An 18,157-nucleotide genomic window follows, 5' to 3' on the forward strand; every position below is an offset into this window, starting at 1 on the left:
CTCACTCAACCGGCGTACGTCACAGTTGTGGTGACGTCCGATCAGGAGTTGTCCAGCGGCAGCCCGGGCGGGTTGACCTCGGACTTGGCGACGGCCTCGTTGGAGAGGTTGTAGGCCGCCAGCCACTTCGCGTACTGACCGTGCTCGATCAGGTAGTTGATGGCGTCCGCGACCGGCTTGGCGAGACCGCTGTCCTTCTTGGCGGTGGCGGCGATCAGGCCCTGGAGCGTCTCACCGGCGCCGGAGAAGGTGCCCGCGTTGCGGGTGGCGTTGGCCTTGCCCGCGGTCTGGGAGACGTTGTAGGCGATGCCGGGGTTGGGGCCGAAGTACGCGTCGATCTTGCCGCTGGCGAGCGCCAGGTAGATGCCGTTGCGGTCGGGGTAGTACTTGACGGTGAGCTTCTTGCCCTCGGACTCCAGCTTCTTCTTCCACTCCAGCAGGATCTTCTCCTGGTTGGTGCCGGAGCCGACGGTGACGGTCAGACCGGCGAGGTTCTCGTAGTTGCCGTCGAAGTTCCACGTGCTGGACTTCTCGACCTCCCAGCCGAGGTTGTCCTGGCGGTAGGAGGCGAACTCGTACTTCTTCTTGCGCTCCTCGGTGTCGGTGATGTTCGAGAAGCCGACGTCGACCTTGCCGCTGTCGATGCCGACGAAGAGGTTCTCCCAGGTGAAGTTCTTCGTCTCCGACTTCAGGCCGAGGACCGCGGCCACCAGGCGGCCGAGGTCGGGCTCGGCACCGGTGAGGGTCTTCTGGTCGTCGCCGACGTAGGCGAGCGGGGCGAAGCCGGAGGGCAGGGCGCCGATGCCGATGTTCAGCTTGCCGCTCTTCCTGATCGCGTCGGGCAGTTCGGCGCTGATGGACTTGACCTCGGAGACCTTCAGGGCGGTCTCCTTGGCGGCGCCGTTGGACACCCGGCCGATGGTCACGCTGCCGGCCGCGCTGTCGGTCGTGGTGGCGGCCTCGGTCTCACCACCGCAGGCGGCGAGCCCGGTGGCGAGAGTGGCGACCGCGGTCGCCGCGGTGATGCCGCGAATCAGGCTGCGTCGGGTGAAGTGGGCAGACATGGCCATCCTTTGTGACTGATGTGACTGGGCGAGAGGGTGGTGGCGTGGGGGGAAGCCTGGGGCGCGTGGGTGTCAGAGCACCTTGCTGAGGAAGTCCCGGGTCCGCTCGTGCCGCGGTTTGTCGAGGACCTCGCCGGGCGGGCCCTGCTCGACGATCTTCCCGCCGTCGATGAAGACCACCCGGTCGGCGACCTCGCGGGCGAAGCCGACCTCGTGGGTGACGATGACGAGCGTGGTGCCGCTGGTCGCCAGGTCCTTGATGACGGCGAGGACCTCTCCCACGAGCTCGGGGTCGAGGGCGGAGGTGGGCTCGTCGAAGAGGATGACGCCGGGGCGCAGCGCGAGGGCGCGGGCGATGGCGACGCGCTGCTGCTGGCCGCCGGACAGCTGCCGGGGATAGGCGCCGGCCTTGTCGGCGAGGCCCACCCGGTCCAGGAGTTCACGGGCCAGTTCCAGGGCGGCGGCCTTGGCGAGTCGCCCGGTGGCGGTGGGCGCGGCGGCGACGTTGTCCAGCACGGTCAGGTGCGGGAAGAGGTTGAAGTTCTGGAAGACGAAGCCGATCCGGCCGCGCTGGGTCAGGATGGCCCGTTCGCTCAGCTCGCGCAGCCGCTCGCCGTGCCGGCGCACGCCGATCAGCTCGCCGTTGATGCTGACGTAGCCGATCTCGGGCTTCTCCAGGTGGTTGATGACCCGCAGCAGGGTGGACTTGCCGGAGCCGGACGGGCCGAGGATCACGGTGACCTCGCCGGGCCGCACGGTCAGACTCACCCCGTCCAGGACCCGGTGGGCGCCGTACCACTTGTGCACCTCGTGCACCTCGACGGCGGCGGGCACGATCCCGGCGGTGTCGGCGCTCGGCACGGTCTCGGCGGTCATACGGCGGCCTCCCGGCGGATGCGGGCCCGCAGGTCGGTGAGACCGGTCCGCAGTTTCTGGAGCGGCGTCGGCGGCAGGGAACGCGTGGCGCCCCGGGCGTAGTACCGCTCGACGTAGAACTGGACGACGGAGACGAGGCTGGTCAGGATCAGGTACCAGACGGTGACGACCAGCAGCAGCGGCACGATGTCGCCGGGGTAGGTGGCCCCCATGGTCTGCGCGGTGCCGAACAGGTCGAGCAGGGACACGTAGAAGACCAGCGAGGTGGACTTGACCAGGCCGATCAGCTGGTTGACGTAGTTCGGCGTGATCGACCGCAGGGCCTGCGGGAAGACGATCTTCCAGAACTGGTAGCGCTTGGGCAGCCCGAGGGCGGCGGCCGCCTCGTGCTGGCCCTGGTCGACGGAGAGGATGCCGCCGCGGACCACTTCGGCGGCGTAGGCCGCCTCGTTGAGGCTGAGGCCGACGACGGCGATCACCATGTCGGTGGCCAGCCGGGACTCGTCGAAGCGGAAGAACGCCGGGCCGAAGGGAACCCCCACGCTCAGGGTCTGGTACAGGGCGCTGAAGTTGTAGAGGAAGAGCAGCACCACGATCAGCGGGATGGAGCGCAGCGCCCAGACGTAGGTCCAGCTGACCGCGCGCAGCACCGGGCTCCTGGACAGCCGGGCAAGGGCGAGCAGGATGCCGCCGAGGAGTCCCAACACCGCGCTGTAGGCGGCGACTTCCAGGGTGATCAGCAGTCCGTCGAGGATGACAGGACGCAGGAACCAGTAGCCGAAGCGGTCCCACTGGTAGAAGGGGTTGGAGATCAGTCCGTGCGTGAACTGCGCCACCAGGACCAGGGCCACGGCGGTGGCGATCCAGCGGCCGGGCTTGCGCAGCGGCTGCACGCGCTGGGCGGTGAGCTTCTCCGGCGGGACGTCGATGGCGGGTGCGGGCTCGGCGAGGGTCACGGCGCCTGGGGGTTCACTCATGAGGGGCTCCGGCGGGAGTGGGACACCCCGGGTCACGGCGGACGTGCGTGGCCGGACGCGCTGCGTCGGGCGGCGGGGACCGCTCCGAGGGCGCGAACAGGGCATGGCGCACGGATGCGTACAGGAGACCGGGGTGGGGCGGACAACGGCACACCGCTCGGGCGGTGTTCGTCAGGAACGCGGCGGCGGGGCTGCGGTGCGAGGGGTTCGTTCAGCCCCGACAGCGGGCACGGCCCGGTGCGGTACACAGTGCGCTGTTCACGCGAAGGAGGTCGACGGCGCGGTTGGCGACGAGGATGTCGAGGTACGGCCGTACGCAGCCCCGGGGGCGACGCGGCGCCGTCCGATGAGCTGCGTACATGTCCGTCACCATCACTGTTCCGGCCCCTGAGGGGCCCTCGCGCTTACCGATACGTCATTACCGAAACGTCGGTCCGGTCGTCACCTGGGGCACCCCACCGCGGAGCGAGGGTTGCCGGTCAGCTAGCCAGGGCTTGTCGCTGACGCTCATGACCGTTCTGGGCCGTAAGTAAGACAGTTGCCCGAACGAATGTCAACGGCGGTCCGGTGGATGGACCGGGTCAGGGCCGGTTGACCTGCGGTCGGACCGCCGAACCGTCTGCCGCGTGGGTCTCCCAGTCCAGGATCTGGACGGCGGCGCCGGCGGCCTCCAGGCCCTGGCAACGGGCGTGGTGGCGGCGGGCGATGGCGTCCAGGTCGAGGTGGGCGCCGAAGGCCGGGTGAGCGGCCAGCCGGCGGGCGTAGGCCCACAGCGCGGGGTGGTCGGCGATGCGGTGCACGGCGGCCGCGTCCAGGTGGTAGCGGTGCACGGTGTCGAGTTGGACCAGGGCGACCCACAACTCCACGTCGGCCGCGGTGATCTGATCGCCGATCAGGTGTTCGTGGGCACCGAGCCCTCGCTCCAGCACCCCGAGCGTGGTGAGCAGCGTGTCCAGGGCGGCGGTGCGCTCCGCCACCTCGGCGTCGGCCGCTCCGGCGCGCTGCGCGGCCTCCTCGATGCCCTGGGCGCACATCCGCTCGACGGCCTCGATCTGCGACTCCTCGCCGCACGGGTACAGAGTGGGCCGGCCGCCGCCGAAGTGACGGGCCAGGTCCCGGGCGATGTCGGGGCCGTGGCTGCTGACGATGCGCCCGGACCAGTCGTCGCTGAGCACGGGTGCCAGGGCGGGTCCGGTGTACCGGTGCGCGCTGGCGTCGTACAGCGGACGCAGCGCGGAGTGGCCTCCGTCGGGGCAGTCCGGGACGGCGGGCAGGAAGGTGACCGGGCAGGCCTTTTCCAGGCCGAGGAGGCTGTGGGTGACGGCGATGCGCAGACAGTCGGGGTCGGCCGCCGCCAGATGGAGGCGGTAGCGGCGCGGCACCGCGTAGTGGCCGCTGCGCGCGTCCCGGCCGATCCGGCCCCGGAAGGCGGCGGCGGGCCGGGTGGACGGGTGGGCGGCCAGTGGTGTGACGGACATGACTCTCCCCGGGGGCGGGACGCACGAGGGACGTGCGCGCGGCGGATGCGACGTCGAAGAGGGAGGTGCGGATCTCGTCCGCACGTGCCGGGTGCGGCCGCGTCCTCGGGACACCGCCGGTGCGGTTCGGCGCGGGGACGGGCCCGGCTCAGTCCTGGAACCTGATGGCGCTGCAGACGCGCTTCAGGTCGATGTGACGGCGGGAGGTGAGAAGGGGTGACGACCACGCCGTGCGGCCCGCTCGGCCGGTGGTCGGCTCCAGTCGCCCCATTGTTTCCCTACCCGTTCACTAGGATTCCCGAACCGAGTGTCGATCCGCCTCGAGCCTCCGTCAAGGGGGCGTCCACCAGGTGAGTACCGGAGCACCGGCGCCACCCCGGGAGGGCCCGCTGTGAGTGGGCGGCCCGGGGACGCTCGGTCGCACGCGGGCAGCGCCCTCGCCACCCTGACGGCCGCCGGTTCGGCGGGTGAGCCGACGGCCTCGGCGGCGGCACCGACGAAGGGGGCGAGGGCGGCGAGGAGACGAGGGCGGCGGGCCGTCCGGCGCACAGGGTGGTCGCGGAGCCCGCCTCGACGATCCGGCGGGCCATGGCCGCTCCCTGGCCGCCGCCCGGTCCGATGAACCCGACGCGCGTGAGGCGCCTTCTCAGCTCTCCTGCCGGGGGCGCCAGAACACCGCCAGCAGCCCGGCCGTCGCGACGACACCCACCCCGAGCACCACACCGGCGCCCGTCCAGCCGGTCACCCCGATGTCCGCGGCCTCGTCCACCGCGTACTTCCCCGGGCCCCATGCCCCCAGCGCCACCGCGAGGACGCCCAGGACGAGGACGTACTCGTAGCCCTCCTTGAACACGAAAAAGCCGTTGCGGCGGTGTGCGAGCAGGCCCGCCACCAGCATCACGGACAGCACCGCCGCGCAGGCCAGTGAGGTCAGGAAGCCCGCCAACAGCAGGACGCCCGCGCCGAGTTCGGTGAGGACGCTGAGCCACGCCTGGAGTCTCGGGCGGGTGAGTCCGAGCCCGCCGAACCAGCCGGCGGTGCCGGATATGCCGCCTCCACCGCGCCAGTGGTTCCAGCCGTGCGCCAGCATCACCCCACCGAGCACGACCCGTACGAGCAGCAGTGCGGTGTCCGAAGCCTCACCCATCGCCATGTCCTCTTCTCCGTCGGCAGCGCCCGTACACCCGGCGCGCACTCCTTGACGAGGATGGGCGCGTGCGGGTGGTGGGCGAGAGCGGTACGGCCGTCGCCGGTGTCGTGGCCCGCGCCCGCCTGCTCGTGGCGTACCACCCGTGGGGCTCCGGTGAACATGGAAGCGAGATGCACAAGCAGCGGGACGCCGGCCGAGAGCCGGGTCGACTCCTCCTGCCGGCCCGCCCGGTGCCGCTTGCGCGCGGGCGGGGACGAGCCGATGCCGCGGCCGCCGTGCGGCTGCCGCCAGGGGGGCGGCCGGCGCCCGCAGGGCGACGGCACGCGGCCCCGCCTCCCGGACGACCGCCCCCGGGTCCTCGGCCGGGGCGCCGGGCCGCGAGGCCCGACCGAACCCCGGACCTCCCTCAGGTGCGGGACTTCGTCGTCGCGGCGAAGGCGTCGGCGGCGGCGAGGTCGAAGTCGCCGTGGTCGCTGCCGAGCCCCTGCGCGACGAGTGCGGCGGCAGCGCTGCCGAGGACGGCGGCGTCGCTCGGCGTACGGCCCAGGCTCACGCCCCGCAGATAGCCGGCCGAGAACGCGTCACCGCACCCGGTGGTGTCGACGACGTCGACCACGAAGGCGGGGACCGGTTCCGCGCCGTCCGCGGTCACCACGAGCGCGCCGTCGCCGCCGCGGGTGACGGCGACGACGCCCGCTCCGGCGGCGAGGAGCTTGCGCGCGCCCGTCAGCAGGTCGCTCTCGCCGGTGAAGCCGAGGACCTGGTCCTCGTTGGGCAGCAGATGGTCGATGTACGGCAGGGCCGCCTCGATCTGCTCGAAGCTGCCGAGGACACCAGGGGCGAGCAGGTCCACGGAGGTGACGACACCGTGTTCCCTGGCGTACGACAGGATGCGCGTGGCGGCCTCGACGCCGATCAACTCCGGTCCGCCCAGGTGCAGATGGTCGGCCTGGGCGAGGTCGTCCCAGGGGACGTCGTCGAGGCCGTAGGTGATGTTGGCGCCGAGCAGGTGCAGCGAGGGGCGGTCGCCGTTGGGCCGGATCGGCAGCACGCTCGCGGAGGTGGCGGTGTCCGTGCGGCGGACCAGGAACCCGGTGTCGATGCCCGCCCGGTCCAGCAACCCCACCAGCAGGTCGCCGGTCGGGTCGGAGCCGATGGCGCCGGCGCTGCGCACCTGCGCGCCCAGCTTGGCGAGGGTGAGCGCCGTGCCGCCCGCGGTCCCGGCGGCGGTCATCCGGATGTCGTCGACCAGCGTCGCGCCCTGGCCCTCGGGTATCTCCTGCACCGGCCGCACCAGCACGTCCAGGACGTGCACGCCCATGGTGAAGACCTTCATCGGCTTTCCCCCTTCATCGGCCTCGTCGCCTCAGCGGCGTCATCGGCTCTGTTCCTGCGCGGGTGGTACGGGGTGGGTGGTGCCGTAGCCGCGGGCGATCGCGGCCTCGATCACGGCGAGTTGCTGCCGCTCGTCGAGGAAGCGGGGCCGGCCCATGGCGGCCGCGCGCTGGTAGACGCCGCAGGCCCATTCGAGCAGCAGCGCGTTCTCCACGGCCTTGTCGAGGGTCGTTCCGTGGGTGACGGCGCCGTGGTTCGCCAGCAGGGCGGCGCTGCGGCCGTCCAGCGCGGTGAGTACCGACTCGGCGAGTTCGGGGGTGCCGAACGTGGCGTAGGGCGCGACCCGCACCGTGCCACCGAGGGCGAGCAACTGGTAATGGATGCAGGGCAGTTCGTCGAGCACGCAGGAGACAGCGGTGGCCATCGGAGCGTGGGTGTGGACGACCGCGCCGGTGCCGTAGCGGCGGTAGACCCCGAGGTGCAGCTCCAGTTCCGAGGTCGGCCGCAGGCTTCCGGCCACCACCTCGCCGTCGAGGTCGACCACGGTCACCTGGTCCGGGGTGAGTTCGGCGAGGACCGCTCCGGTCGCGGTGACCGCGACCCGGTCCTCGACGCGTACGCTCACATTGCCGGCCGTGCCGATGAGGAGGCCTTCGGCCCCCAGGCGCCGGCAGACGTCCGCGACGGCGGCCCGCTCCTGTCTCAGCGCCGAGCTTGAGGCGGTCATGGGCGCGAAGGTAGCGTAAACGTGAAACAAAGTCACGTTCATGTTTGGAGGCAGTCCTTGGTCCAGGCGACCGCGGGTCCGGGCGGTGGCGCTCCCCTGCGCCGCACGCCGCGGCAGGCACGCAGCAAGGCCCGTCTGGCCCTGCTGCTGGAGGCCGCCGAGCGCATCCTGGTCGGCGACGGCGTCGAGGCGCTCACCACGACGCGGGTCGCAGCCGAGGCGAAGGTGTCGGTCGGCTCGCTGTACCAGTACCTCCCCGACCGTGACGCGATCATCGACGCCCTCGCCACGGGCTACTTCGCCCGCCTCGAGGACGTCATGGACGAGCTGGTCCGGACGGCGGCGCGGGAGCGGTGGGACGATCCCGTGGGCGTGCTCATCGACACCTTCGCCCGCGTGTACCGCACCGAACACGGTTTCCGTGCCCTGTGGTTCGGCAGCGGACTGACCGAGCGGACCCGGGCAGCGGACCGTGAGCACAAGCGGCGGATGGCCGACGGCGTCCGCCGGGTGCTGCTCGCGCTGGGCGTCGCCCCCGACGACGAGGCGCTCGCGCGGGCCTGCCACGCGGCGATCCTCGCCGCCGACGCCCTCGCCCAGGAGGCTTTCCGGCGTGCCCCGGAGGGCGACACCGACCTCCTCGACGAGGCGAAGGCGATGCTGCGCTGCTACCTCACCGAGGTCGTCGCACGCTACGAGCGACGGTAGCCGAAAGTCCGTGGCCACCGCCGCGGACCGCCCGGTAGCGTCGGGCCCGTAGCCGACCGCGCCGGCGGTCGCCGCACCCGGAGAACGAATCCCATGACCAGGCAGCCCTCCCCAGCCACCACGACCCTCTGGCGTCCCACGGGTCCCAAGGAGCTGGAGCTGGTCCGTGAGCTCGGCCGGCGGGCCTGGCCGCCCCGGCTGCCCGAGCAGCCGATCTTCTACCCGGTCCTCGACGAGGACTACGCCATCCGGATCGCCCGGGACTGGAATGTCAAGCACGACGGCGCCGGCTATGTCACCCGGTTCGAGGTCGACACCGCGTTCCTGCGCAGGTATCCGGTCCGGCAGGCGGGCGGCCGGACGATCCTCGAACTGTGGGTGCCGGCCGAGGAGCTGGACGAGTTCAACGCCCATCTCGTGGGCGAGATCGAAGTGGTGCACGTGTTCTCGTGACGCCCCCTGCAAGGTTTCCGCAAGGTCCCGGCAGGCCTTCCGTCCATCGGCGGGGGCAAACGCCCGGCAGACGGGGCCGATCCGGTCCCGCACGGACGACGGGGGTCTCGATGTCGGCGTTGCGGAAGAGTACGGAGTCGTCGGTCGAGGAGCGTGAGTGGCTGACGCTCGTCGAGCGCAAGCTGGTGCTGGTCGTGGTGCACACCCTGACCTACGGCAAGCGGCTGGTCGAGGTCCTGTCGCTGCTGGAGGCCGACTTCAGGGTGCAGGTGGTGTTCACGGCTCCGCCGCACGTCTTCGGCGACGAGGTGCCGCGCTTCCTCGAAGGGCTGGGAGGCGCGGTGCTGCCGTGGGACGAGGCGGTGCGGATGCGGTTCGACCTGGCCCTCGCCGCCGGCCCGCGGGGCGTCGAGAAGATCTCCGCGCCGGTGATCGCGATGTCCCACGGGGCCGGTTACCTCAAACGGCTGGTCTCGGTGCGGCAGCCGGGGGTGGCCGGGCTGCGCAGACAGGATCTGGTCCCCGGCGGCCGGCTGCCCGCCGCCGTGGCGGTGCCCCACCACGCCGAACTGGCCGACCTGGAACGGCACTGCCCCGAGGTGCTCCCGCTCACCCATGTGGTCGGCGATCCGGCGCACGACCGGATCGCGGCGAGCCTGCCGCTGCGCGCCCGCTACCGCCGGGCCCTCGGCCTCGCGGACGGCGAGAAGCTGGTGGTGGTCGTCTCGACCTGGGGGGCGCGCTCGTCGTTCGGCCGGTTCGAGGCGCTGCTGCCCCGGCTGACCGCCGAACTGCCCGCGGGACGGTTCCGGTCCGTCCTCCTGGTCCATCCCAACGTGTGGTCGGGGCACGGTTCCTGGCAGGTCAGGGCCTGGCTGGCACGCTGCGCCGAGCCCGGTACCGCCCTCGTGCCGCCGGAGGCGGACTGGCGCAGTGTCCTGATCGCCGCGGACTGGATCATCGGCGACCACGGTTCGGTGACGCTGTACGGCACGCTCACCGGTGCGCCGATCCTGCTGGCCGGTTCACCGGACCGGGAGATCAACCCCGCCTCGCCCGCCGCCACCCTCGCCGTGACCGCGCCGGCACTCTCGCCCGCCCACCCGCTCGTCGGCCAGCTGCGGTACACGGCGGCCGAGTACCGCCGGGAGGAGTACGCGGCGATCGCCTCGCGCATCACCTCCGAACCCGGCCGGTTCAACCGCAACATGCGGCGGCTCATGTACCGCCTGCTGGGTCTGGGCCAGCCCGCCCACGAACCGGTGACGGTCCCGCTGCCCGAGCCGCCCCCGCTGGACACCTGGGCGCGCGGGCGGCGGGAGGTGCCGGCGTGATGCGTTTCGTCTCCGTACGGCTGCGGACGCCGCCGTGCCCCCGGGGTCCGCGAAGCGCCCCGGCGGCGGACCTCTCGCTCCGCGTCCGCTCGGCCGCGGGCGACCACGACGTACTGGCCCGGGTCGGTCTCCTGGCGCCCGGGGGCCCGCCCGGCACGGGCGGGTCGGTGCCCGGTGCGGACGAGCACGTCGCCGCGGAGGCCGGCCCGTGCCCCGGCATCCGGTGGCCGGTCTGCGCCGATGTGCTGCACGACCCGTTTCCGCGCCCGTACGCCGACGCGGTGCGCCGACTGGGCGACCTCACGGCCGCCCACCCGGGGTGCCGGCTGGCCGCGGCGCCGCTGACCGGGGGCGGCTGGGCGGTCGTCGACGGGACGAGCCGCACGGTCCGGTCACTGGCGCACCGGGTACCCCCGGACCAGCCCCTGCTGGCGTCCTGTCTGCACGCCTGGCTGGTGGCGGGGCACACCCTGCGGGACATCCACGACATCCGCGTGGTGCACGACGGGTGAGCACGTCGGCGCCTACGTGCGCCGGAGCCGGCGGGCGTCCGCCGGGCTGGTGGTCTCGTACAGGGCGAGGGCGCGGGCGTGGAACTCCTCGCCGGCCGTGTCCTCGCCCCGTTCACGTGCGGTGTCGCCGAGCATCTCCAGGGTGCGGGCCTGCCAGTGGACCGCGCCGGAGGCGGTGAACACCGCGAGCGCCTCCGTCAGGTGGGCGATGCCCAGGGCGTGGTCGCCGGTGCGGGCGCGGGCCCGGCCGAGGAAGGCGAGGGCCCGGGCCGTGTCGTGCGGGTCGGCCGCCTCCACGAGTTGCTGCCGGGCCCGGGCGAAGCAGCTGACGGCCCGCTCGGGGTCGTGTTCGGCGAGAGCGACCTCGCCGAGCGTGATCCGGGCGAGCGCCACCCCTCGCGGGTAGCCGCACTCCTCCCAGGTCGCCACCGCGCTGTGCAGCCGCGACACGGCCTCGGCGAACCGCCCCGCCTCGAAGTGGCAGTTGCCGAGGCCGAGCAGCGCCTGTCCCTCGTCGCGGGGGTCCTCCCCGTCGCGCGCCGCGTACAGGGCGGCCGTGTACCACTCCACGGCCTCGTCCAGCCGGCGGGCGGCGCTCAGTCCGATGGCCCCGGAGTTGAGCATCTGGCGTTCGGCCTCCCGGTGTCCGTCGCTGCGGGCGGCCTCCAGGCCGATGCGGTGGGCCTCGATCCACAGGTCGTAGTGGCGCAGCCGCAGGAACAACGGCCACATGGCGTCGACGAGTTGCCAGGCCGTGGCGTGCCAGCCGCGCTCGACGGCCAGACGGAGGACCGCCATGAGGTGGCCGCGTCGCTCGTGCAGCCAGCCGAGGGCGCCGCGGTCGTCGGTGAAGGGCGGGGGCAGCGGGAAGGGATGCGCGTAGGTCCGCGGCAGTGTGAACTGGATCGGGGTGATGAGGCGTTGGGCCTCGGTCGCGGTCAGCAGGTGCCAGTCGGCGACGCGCCGCAGGGTGCGTTCGCGGTCCGCCTCGGTGTCGGCCAGGGCCGCGCGGTCGCGGGCGTGCAGGCGGACCAGGTCGTGGAAGCGGAGCGCGTCCGGGCCGACTTCCTCCAGCATGTTGGCCTCGACGAGTTCGTCCAGCCGGCGTTCCGCCCAGGCGAGGGGCTCCGCGCAGGCTGCGGCGGCCGTGCGGACGTCGAACTCGGGCAGGGGCAGCAGCCCGAGGGCCCGGTACATCCGGGCGGCCTCCGGTCCCAGCACCGCGTACGACGCGTCCAGGGCCTTGCGCACGGTCGCCTCCCCTTCGACTTCCAGCGCGGCCAGCCGGCCGACGTCGGGTGTGAGCGCGTCGGCCAGTGCGGCGACCGGCTGTCTGGGGCGGGCGGCGAGCCGGGCGGAGGCGAGACACACCGCGAGGGGCAGACCCGCGCAGAGGTCCACGACCTGGCGGACCGCGGACAGTTCCCCGGCGACCCGGCGCTCGCCGACACCGCGCAGGAACAGCTCCACCCCGGCGGCGGGGCCCAGCGCCCGCAGCCGGTGGAACTCCGCTCCGTCCAGCCGCAGTCCGGTCAGCCGGTGCCTGCTGGTCACGACGACGAGGCTGCCGGGCCCGCCCGGCAACAACGGCCGGATCTGTGCCGCGGAGAAGGCGTTGTCCAGCACCACCGCGATGCGCAGGTCCGCGGTGACGGACCGCCACAGGGACGCCTGTTCCACCAGGTCGACGGGGACCGCCCAGGCGCCGAGCGCACGCAGGAACCGGCCGAGGATCTCACCCGGGTCCGCCGGTCCGCCCGCCGCGTGGCCGCACAGATCGGCGTGCAACTGCCCGTCGGGGGCGGCTGATTCGTGCCGGCGCAGCCAGCGGGAGACCAGGGTGGTCTTCCCGATGCCGGCCGGACCGTTGACCACGATCAGCGGCTGCCGGGACCCGGCGTCCGTATGCCGCGTGAGCAGCCGGTCCAGGGCTTCCAGTTCGTCCCGCCGGTCGGTGAAGTGCGCGGGTACGGGCAGCAGTTGGCGGGGCGTCGGTGGTGGCTGGGGCGGGGCGGTCCGGACCTGGATGCCGCCGTGGACGTCACGGGCCTGGACGGTCGGTCCGTAGAACCGGGCCGATCCACCGATGGTGTTGCTGCTCGCTCTTGCCTGGTCGTCCTCCCGCGCCGCACTCATACCGCTCGTCCCCCTCCGACCGGTTGCCCGCTACATCGATCAAGGTGGTCCTACCCCCGACGGGCCTCCGACGATGCAGGCCACGGATGCCGGGGCTCCGGCAAGGAAGCGATTCGGCCAGCACACCGGCCCCTCTTGGAACCCCCTGCCCTGCCTGTCATGCTCTTCGCCCCATGGCATGACCGTCCCCGGTGCCGTGGTCGTCGAACGGCCGGACCAGCGGGAGGCGCTGGTGGAATTCCAGGTACTGGGCCCGGTGGGTCTGCGCGCGAACGGCCGGCGGCTGGAGCTCGGTTCGGACAAGGAGCGGACCCTGCTGGGCGTGCTGGCACTGGACGTGGGCCGGCCGGTCGCGCTGGACGTGCTCATGGACCGGCTCTGGGACGGTGAACCACCGCCGCGCGCACGGGAGAACGCACACAGCTATGTCTCGCGGCTGCGCAGGCGGCTCCGGCCGGCCGACCCGTCGTCCGCGAGCGCGCCACGCATCGTGAGCCGGGCCCACACCTACACGCTGGAGGCAGACCGCGAGGCCGTCGACTGGCACCGGTTCCAGCAGCTCGTGGCGCGGGCCGGGGCGCTCGCGGCGGACGGCGACGACGAGCGGACGGCCGCCCTCCTCGACCGCGCCGAAGGCCTCTGGCGGGGCGAGGCGCTGGCCGGGCTGCCGGGCCTGTGGGCCGAGACCACCCGGCGGACCCTGGCGGAGCGGCGGCTGAGCGCCGCCGTCTCCCGGATCGCCGCCTCCCTCCGGCTCGGCCGGTACACGGAGGTGACCGCCGAGCTGTCCGCCCTGGTCGACCGCTGTCCCGGCGACGAGACGCTGGCGGGGCAGCTGATGCTGGCGTACTACGGCGGTGCCCGGTACACCGACGCGCTGCGGGTCCACCAGGAGACCCGTCGGATGCTGATGACCCAGTACGGCTCCCGCCCGGGCGCCGAGTTGGACCGCATCCATCGCGGGGTCCTCGATCGGGTGCCGGCCGCCGATCTCGTCCGGGGCCGCACCGCCGTGCCCCGCCCGGCCCGCCCGGTCGCGGCCCCGCCGCCGGCCCGCCCGCGGCCGCCGAGGAACCTGCCGCATCAGCCGCCCCTGATCGGCCGGCGCGCCGAACTGCGGGCCCTGAGCACCGCGGTCGACGCGGCCGCGGAGCAGGGACGGGTGATCAGCCTGGAGTCCGTCAGCACCGTCAGCGGCATGGCCGGGGTGGGCAAGACCAGTGTGGCCGTGCACGGCGCGCACCGGCTGGCCGAGCGGTTCCCCGACGCCCAGCTGTATGTGGACCTGCGTGGCCACTCCCCCGTCGGCGAACCGCTGGGTCCCGGCGCGGCCCTGGCCACCCTGCTGCGTCTGCTCGGCGCGCCGGCGGAGACCATCCCGGTCGAGTTGGAGGGCCGTACCGCGCTGTGGCAGGCCATGCTGGCCGAGCGACGGGCGGTGATCGTCCTGGACGACGCGGTGAGCGCCGACCAGATCCGTCCGCTGCTGCCGAGCGGCTCGCCCACCCTGACGATCATCACGAGCCGGCGCCGGCTGACGGGCCTGCCGCAGGCCCGGCACATCCCGCTCGACGTGCTGCCGACCGACGACGCCATCGCCCTGTTCCGCGCCTGCGCGGGCGAGGAACGCACCCTGGACATCCGGGAGATCACCACGATCGTTCGCCTGTGCGGCCACCTCCCGCTCGCGATCGAGCTGGTCGCGAGCCGCTTCCGCGCCCACCCGGCCTGGACGCTCGGCACGCTGGCCGACCGCCTCACCCGTACCGAGGGCCGGCTGGACGAGATCAGGGATGCCGAACAGGAGCTGCTGCGGGCCTTCGACCTGACGTACCGGACCCTCACACCGGAGCAGCGCGCCGCGTTCCGCCGGCTCGGTCTGCACTCCGGGCCTGACTTCACGGTGGACTCGGCGGCCGCCTCGCTGGACCTGCGCCCGGCCGCCGCGGAGCGCGTGCTGGAGTCACTGCTGGCCTGCCATCTGCTCCGCGAGCCGGCCCCGGACCGGTACCGGTTCCACGACCTGCTGCGCGAGTACGGCCACTCCAGGTCGCTCGCCGACGACACCGACGAGGAGCGTGCCGACGTCCTGCGGCGCCTGACGGACTTCCATGTCGACGCCGCCGACCGCGCCGACCGTCTCGCGTACCCCCGCCGTACGAGGCCCGCGCCGCCGGGCGAGCGCGGCACCGGCGCGGCGCTGCCCGACTGGCCCGACGCCGGGGCCGCGCGGTCCTGGCTTGCCGCCGAGCGCGCGAACCTGCTCGCCACCGAGCGCCTCGCGCGTGACCAGGGCCGTCCCGGGGCGGCCGCCCGACTCGCCTACGCCATGGCCGGTTTCCTCGACGAGGAGTGCCACTGGCTCGACGCCGTGGCCGTCCTGGAGACCGCCGTCGAGCACTGGACCGGGACCGGCGAGCAGGCCGCGCTGTGCCGTGCCCTGCTGCACCTCAGCGCCGTCCACGCGCACACCGCGCGCTACCCGGAGGCCGCCGAGAGCGGCGGCCGGGCCCTGCGGATCGCCCGTGCGACGGGGGACGAGGAGGCGGAGGCCGAGGTGCTGCGCACCCTCGGCACCCTGAACTGGCATGTGGGCGACCATCAGGCCGCGCTCGTCCTCTTCCAGAAGTCCTTCGCGATCACCGCGAAATCCGGAGATTCCCTGGACCGCGCGCGTCTGCACAACAACATCGCGGTCACCCTGCTCTTTCTCGGGGAGTACGACCGGGCACTGGAACACTTCGAGAAGACGCTCAGCGGATTCACCGATGCGGGCGATCACGCGGCGCTCGGAAAGACGCTCAACAACATCGGTGATCTGCATCTGCGCCGCGGTGACCTGGAATCCTCGCGCCGGCCGTTCGAGGATTCACTGACGTTCCTCGAGCATTCCGGTAACCGTTACGACCGCGCCACCGTGCGCGGCAGTCTGGCCGATGTCCTCACGGAATCGGGCGACACCGCCGCGGCTCTCCCTCTTTACCAGGAGACCCTCGCGGAATTCCGGGCGCTGGGCGACCGGAAGAGTCAGGCCGACACACTGATCGGTCTGGGCGAGGCACACCGGAAAGCGGGGGAACCCGAGAAGGCCGTGCGGCATTTCCTGGACGCCCTCGGCATCGCCCGCCTGATCGGCGCCGCCCACCAGGAGATCCAGGCACTGCGCCACCTCGGTCAGGCCCATTTCGCGGCCGGGCGGTTCGACGCCGCGGGAGAAAACCTGGAGGCCGCCCTTTCGCTGGCCGAGCGCACGCACGACGTCGACGAGAAATCCCGGACGGAAAGTGTCCTGACGGACGTACGGCGGGCGGTAGGTGGCACCTCGGCAACGCACGCCTTACCCAGACACACGTTCGAACCAGGCGGTATTTAAACGCGCAAACAGTGAATATCATTCAATTACACAGATCACCTGACGGTCAGATATGTTCCCCTCCGCAAGATCGTAGTCAAACATGGAGGGATCTCGTTCACGTGAGCACAATGCGTCGACTGGCCGTCGTCACCGGTCTCGCCACTCTCGCTATTCTTGGCGTGACCGCGCCAAATGCCTCGGCGGCCGAGCCCGTCTCGACCGCGGCGGTCGGCACGTACAGGTGCATCATGATGTGACCCCCTGAGGGTCGATCGGCGCACCGGGGGTGGCAGCACACGCCGCCACCCCACCCATCGGACACGAGAGGGCGGTGCGGGGTTGGAGCCGATATCGGTGGCGCTGTTGGCGGCGCTGGCAGGAGGAGCCGGCGGCGAGGCCGGCCGACAGGCCTGGGCGACGCTCAGCGAACTCGTCCGGCGCCCGTTCCGGCGCGACGGCAGCAGTGCCGGCGACGATGACAGTGACGGCAACACCATTGCCCCGGTGGCGGGTTCGGCGGAACCGGCACTGGTCCGGCTGGCCGCGCACCCGGAGGACGCGGCACTGGCCCGCGCGCTGAGCACGGCACTGGCGGTGCGCGCGGCGGGGGACGCGGAGTTCCGGGCGGGTCTCGTGCGGTGGCAGGAGCTGGCCGGCTCGCTGCACACCGGCGATGTGCACAACGAGATCGGCGGCGGCACGTTCGCCGGCCCCGTTCTCCAGGGCCGCGACTTCTCCGGCCTCTCCTTCACCACCCCGGCCCCACCGCCGGTGGACCCGGCCACGGACACCCCGACCGCTTCCGACTGACGACGCCGGCGGCCGGACCGGCAGGTGTCATGCCAGCCGCTCCGCGAGGTGGTCGCCGACGCGCAGGGCGTTGGCGATGGCGGTCAGCGAGGGGTCGACCGCCCCGATGCTCGGGAAGAAGCTCGTGTCGACGACATAGAGATTGTCCAGGTCGTGGGCCTTGCAGTGGACGTCGAGGGCGGAACTGCCGGGGTCGTCGCCGAAGCGGACCGTGCCGCACAGCCAGAAGTCGACCGCGTGGTGGGCGAGCACCTCGAACGGCATGTCGGGGGCCACCGACCCGGCCCAGCGGGGTGCTTCGCCGTGGATCTGCTCGGAGTCGGACTTGCCGAGCATCTGGATGCTGCCGAGGGGGTAGTCCCAGTCGTCGGATCCCAGGTACCGGTCGTGCAGCGCCAGGGTCTTCTGGAACCTGGTGTCGTTCGGTTCCCTGGACACGGCCATCAGGGCCAGGTTGTTGTGCCGCATGTAGTGCCGGCCCACCACGTCCGAGCTGTTGGCCAGTCCCCGCGGATGCCGGTCGTCGGCCGAACGCAGCAGCAGGGCCGCGGAGTTGACGGCGCCGCAGGCGACCACCACGAGGTGGGCGCGGAACTCCACAGTGGCGGCGTCCCGGTCGCCCGGCTCCCCCACCGTGGCGACGACCGAGGTGACGCTCCGGCCGGTCGGGTCCGTCTCCAGCCGCCGCACGTCCGCGTGGGTGACCAGCTCGACGTTGGGGTGCGCGAGAGCGGGGTCGACGCAGATGACCTGCGCGTCGGACTTGGCGCCGACCAGGCAGGGGAATCCGTCGACGCGGTCGCAGCGGATGCAGGCGCTGGTGCGGGTGGCGCGGCCCCGGTCGTCCTGGGTGAGGTTCACCCCGATCGGGAGGTGGAAGGGATGCAGCGGCCCGCACCCGCGCTCCGGGTTCGAGCCAGGGCACGCCGTGCAGCCGGGGGATGTCGAGGAGGACCCCGCGTCCGGCGATGCCGTCGCGGGCGAGGTCGACGGACAGGGCGCTCGCGCCGTCCGGTGACAGTACGTCCGCCGCCCGTACACCGCCGTGCAGGGTGCCGTCGTAGACGACATGGCACAGCGCGTCGAGGTGGCTGTTCACGTCGCCGTGGACGTTCATGGCGAAGCGGTCCCGGGCGAACTCCATTCCCCTCGGCCCGGGTTCGCCGTCAGCCGGGGCGGTGAGCCGGTGTTCGGCCGGCTCGGCGTCGTCGGGGGCGCTGCGGGTGTTCACGGGGGCGGCGA

General features: G+C 72.7%; 15 protein-coding genes, 1 pseudogene and 1 riboswitch. Of the genes and pseudogenes, 6 read left to right on the plus strand and 10 right to left on the minus strand.

What is annotated here, in order from left to right; all coding sequences use genetic code 11:
* Positions 1-41: 41 nt before the first annotated feature.
* The 8 genes from ACFVYS_RS21760 to ACFVYS_RS21795 form a co-directional block, all read right to left on the minus strand.
* Positions 42-1,064 carry a transporter substrate-binding domain-containing protein gene (locus ACFVYS_RS21760; RefSeq protein WP_389504304.1) on the minus strand — a complete coding sequence of 341 codons (1,023 nt, stop codon included), beginning with the start codon at positions 1,062-1,064 and terminating at the stop codon, positions 42-44.
* Between the two features lie 72 nt (positions 1,065-1,136).
* The gene (locus ACFVYS_RS21765) at positions 1,137-1,940 is read right to left on the minus strand and encodes an amino acid ABC transporter ATP-binding protein (protein WP_389504306.1); all 804 of its coding nucleotides are present in this window, start codon (positions 1,938-1,940) and stop codon (positions 1,137-1,139) included.
* The gene (locus ACFVYS_RS21770; RefSeq protein WP_383463647.1) at positions 1,937-2,917 is read right to left on the minus strand and encodes an amino acid ABC transporter permease; all 981 of its coding nucleotides are present in this window, start codon (positions 2,915-2,917) and stop codon (positions 1,937-1,939) included. Before ACFVYS_RS21770 ends, ACFVYS_RS21765 begins: the two co-directional genes overlap by 4 nt.
* 395 nt (positions 2,918-3,312) lie before the next feature.
* Positions 3,313-3,432, minus strand: a riboswitch (SAM riboswitch).
* A 66-nt stretch (positions 3,433-3,498) separates the two neighbouring features.
* Positions 3,499-4,395 (minus strand): glutathione S-transferase C-terminal domain-containing protein, encoded by an 897-nt coding sequence (locus ACFVYS_RS21775; RefSeq protein ID WP_389504308.1) that lies wholly within the window; start codon positions 4,393-4,395, stop codon positions 3,499-3,501.
* A 646-nt stretch (positions 4,396-5,041) separates the two neighbouring features.
* Complete coding sequence (locus ACFVYS_RS21780; RefSeq protein ID WP_389504310.1) at positions 5,042-5,542, minus strand: DoxX family protein; 501 nt, start codon at positions 5,540-5,542, stop codon at positions 5,042-5,044.
* A complete protein-coding gene (locus tag ACFVYS_RS21785) occupies positions 5,485-5,868 on the minus strand; it encodes a hypothetical protein (protein WP_389504312.1) in 384 nt (127 codons plus the stop codon). The genes ACFVYS_RS21780 and ACFVYS_RS21785 overlap by 58 nt, the downstream gene beginning before the upstream one ends.
* An 83-nt stretch (positions 5,869-5,951) precedes the next feature.
* Positions 5,952-6,881 (minus strand): carbohydrate kinase family protein, encoded by a 930-nt coding sequence (locus ACFVYS_RS21790; protein ID WP_389504314.1) that lies wholly within the window; start codon positions 6,879-6,881, stop codon positions 5,952-5,954.
* 39 nt (positions 6,882-6,920) lie between these two features.
* Positions 6,921-7,607, minus strand: a complete 687-nt coding sequence (locus ACFVYS_RS21795) for a class II aldolase/adducin family protein (protein WP_389504316.1) — start codon at positions 7,605-7,607, stop codon at positions 6,921-6,923.
* A gap of 57 nt (positions 7,608-7,664) precedes the next feature.
* On the opposite strand from ACFVYS_RS21795, the gene ACFVYS_RS21800 reads away from it, so the two are divergent.
* From ACFVYS_RS21800 to ACFVYS_RS21815, 4 genes are all read left to right on the plus strand, one after another.
* On the plus strand, positions 7,665-8,315 hold the full coding sequence (locus ACFVYS_RS21800; RefSeq protein WP_389504318.1) for a TetR family transcriptional regulator: 651 nt from the start codon (positions 7,665-7,667) through the stop codon (positions 8,313-8,315).
* Between the two features lie 93 nt (positions 8,316-8,408).
* Entirely contained in the window at positions 8,409-8,768 is a 360-nt protein-coding gene (locus ACFVYS_RS21805; RefSeq protein ID WP_389504320.1) for a hypothetical protein, read from the plus strand.
* Between the two features lie 110 nt (positions 8,769-8,878).
* Positions 8,879-10,102, plus strand: a complete 1,224-nt coding sequence (locus tag ACFVYS_RS21810; protein ID WP_389504322.1) for a hypothetical protein — start codon at positions 8,879-8,881, stop codon at positions 10,100-10,102.
* On the plus strand, positions 10,102-10,614 hold the full coding sequence (locus ACFVYS_RS21815; RefSeq protein WP_389504324.1) for a hypothetical protein: 513 nt from the start codon (positions 10,102-10,104) through the stop codon (positions 10,612-10,614). Before ACFVYS_RS21810 ends, ACFVYS_RS21815 begins: the two co-directional genes overlap by 1 nt.
* A gap of 12 nt (positions 10,615-10,626) precedes the next feature.
* Here ACFVYS_RS21815 and ACFVYS_RS21820 read toward each other — a convergent pair whose 3' ends face one another.
* Positions 10,627-12,750, minus strand: a complete 2,124-nt coding sequence (locus ACFVYS_RS21820) for an ATP-binding protein (RefSeq protein WP_389504326.1) — start codon at positions 12,748-12,750, stop codon at positions 10,627-10,629.
* Positions 12,751-12,928: 178 nt separating this feature from the next.
* Here ACFVYS_RS21820 and ACFVYS_RS21825 point away from each other — a divergent pair, with 178 nt between their 5' ends.
* Together ACFVYS_RS21825 and ACFVYS_RS21830 are read left to right on the plus strand one after the other, a co-directional pair.
* Positions 12,929-16,123: a tetratricopeptide repeat protein gene (locus ACFVYS_RS21825; protein ID WP_389504328.1), complete on the plus strand. Its 3,195-nt coding sequence runs from the start codon at positions 12,929-12,931 to the stop codon at positions 16,121-16,123.
* Positions 16,124-16,444: 321 nt separating this feature from the next.
* Positions 16,445-16,915, plus strand: a complete 471-nt coding sequence (locus ACFVYS_RS21830) for a hypothetical protein (RefSeq protein ID WP_389504330.1) — start codon at positions 16,445-16,447, stop codon at positions 16,913-16,915.
* 27 nt (positions 16,916-16,942) lie between these two features.
* On the opposite strand, the pseudogene ACFVYS_RS21835 reads toward ACFVYS_RS21830, so the two are convergent.
* A pseudogene (locus ACFVYS_RS21835) lies at positions 16,943-17,803 on the minus strand (GMC oxidoreductase); the annotation flags it as partial.
* Positions 17,804-18,157: the final 354 nt, after the last annotated feature.

This window comes from Streptomyces sp. NPDC058295 (assembly GCF_042880655.1).
In the GTDB taxonomy this organism is placed as follows: domain Bacteria; phylum Actinomycetota; class Actinomycetes; order Streptomycetales; family Streptomycetaceae; genus Streptomyces; species Streptomyces coriariae.

What these genes read in the sequence shown, in the direction of transcription:
- ACFVYS_RS21805 (WP_389504320.1), top strand. Translation starts at nt 8,409, where the DNA reads ATGACCAGGCAGCCCTCCCCAGCCACCACGACCCTCTGGCGTCCCACG.
- ACFVYS_RS21810 (WP_389504322.1), top strand. Translation starts at nt 8,879, where the DNA reads ATGTCGGCGTTGCGGAAGAGTACGGAGTCGTCGGTCGAGGAGCGTGAG.
- ACFVYS_RS21825 (WP_389504328.1), top strand. Translation starts at nt 12,929, where the DNA reads ATGACCGTCCCCGGTGCCGTGGTCGTCGAACGGCCGGACCAGCGGGAG.
- ACFVYS_RS21765 (WP_389504306.1), bottom strand. Translation starts at nt 1,940, where the DNA reads ATGACCGCCGAGACCGTGCCGAGCGCCGACACCGCCGGGATCGTGCCC.
- ACFVYS_RS21815 (WP_389504324.1), top strand. Translation starts at nt 10,102, where the DNA reads ATGCGTTTCGTCTCCGTACGGCTGCGGACGCCGCCGTGCCCCCGGGGT.
- ACFVYS_RS21820 (WP_389504326.1), bottom strand. Translation starts at nt 12,750, where the DNA reads ATGAGTGCGGCGCGGGAGGACGACCAGGCAAGAGCGAGCAGCAACACC.
- ACFVYS_RS21775 (WP_389504308.1), bottom strand. Translation starts at nt 4,395, where the DNA reads ATGTCCGTCACACCACTGGCCGCCCACCCGTCCACCCGGCCCGCCGCC.
- ACFVYS_RS21770 (WP_383463647.1), bottom strand. Translation starts at nt 2,917, where the DNA reads ATGAGTGAACCCCCAGGCGCCGTGACCCTCGCCGAGCCCGCACCCGCC.
- ACFVYS_RS21795 (WP_389504316.1), bottom strand. Translation starts at nt 7,607, where the DNA reads ATGACCGCCTCAAGCTCGGCGCTGAGACAGGAGCGGGCCGCCGTCGCG.
- ACFVYS_RS21760 (WP_389504304.1), bottom strand. Translation starts at nt 1,064, where the DNA reads ATGTCTGCCCACTTCACCCGACGCAGCCTGATTCGCGGCATCACCGCG.
- ACFVYS_RS21790 (WP_389504314.1), bottom strand. Translation starts at nt 6,881, where the DNA reads ATGAAGGTCTTCACCATGGGCGTGCACGTCCTGGACGTGCTGGTGCGG.
- ACFVYS_RS21780 (WP_389504310.1), bottom strand. Translation starts at nt 5,542, where the DNA reads ATGGGTGAGGCTTCGGACACCGCACTGCTGCTCGTACGGGTCGTGCTC.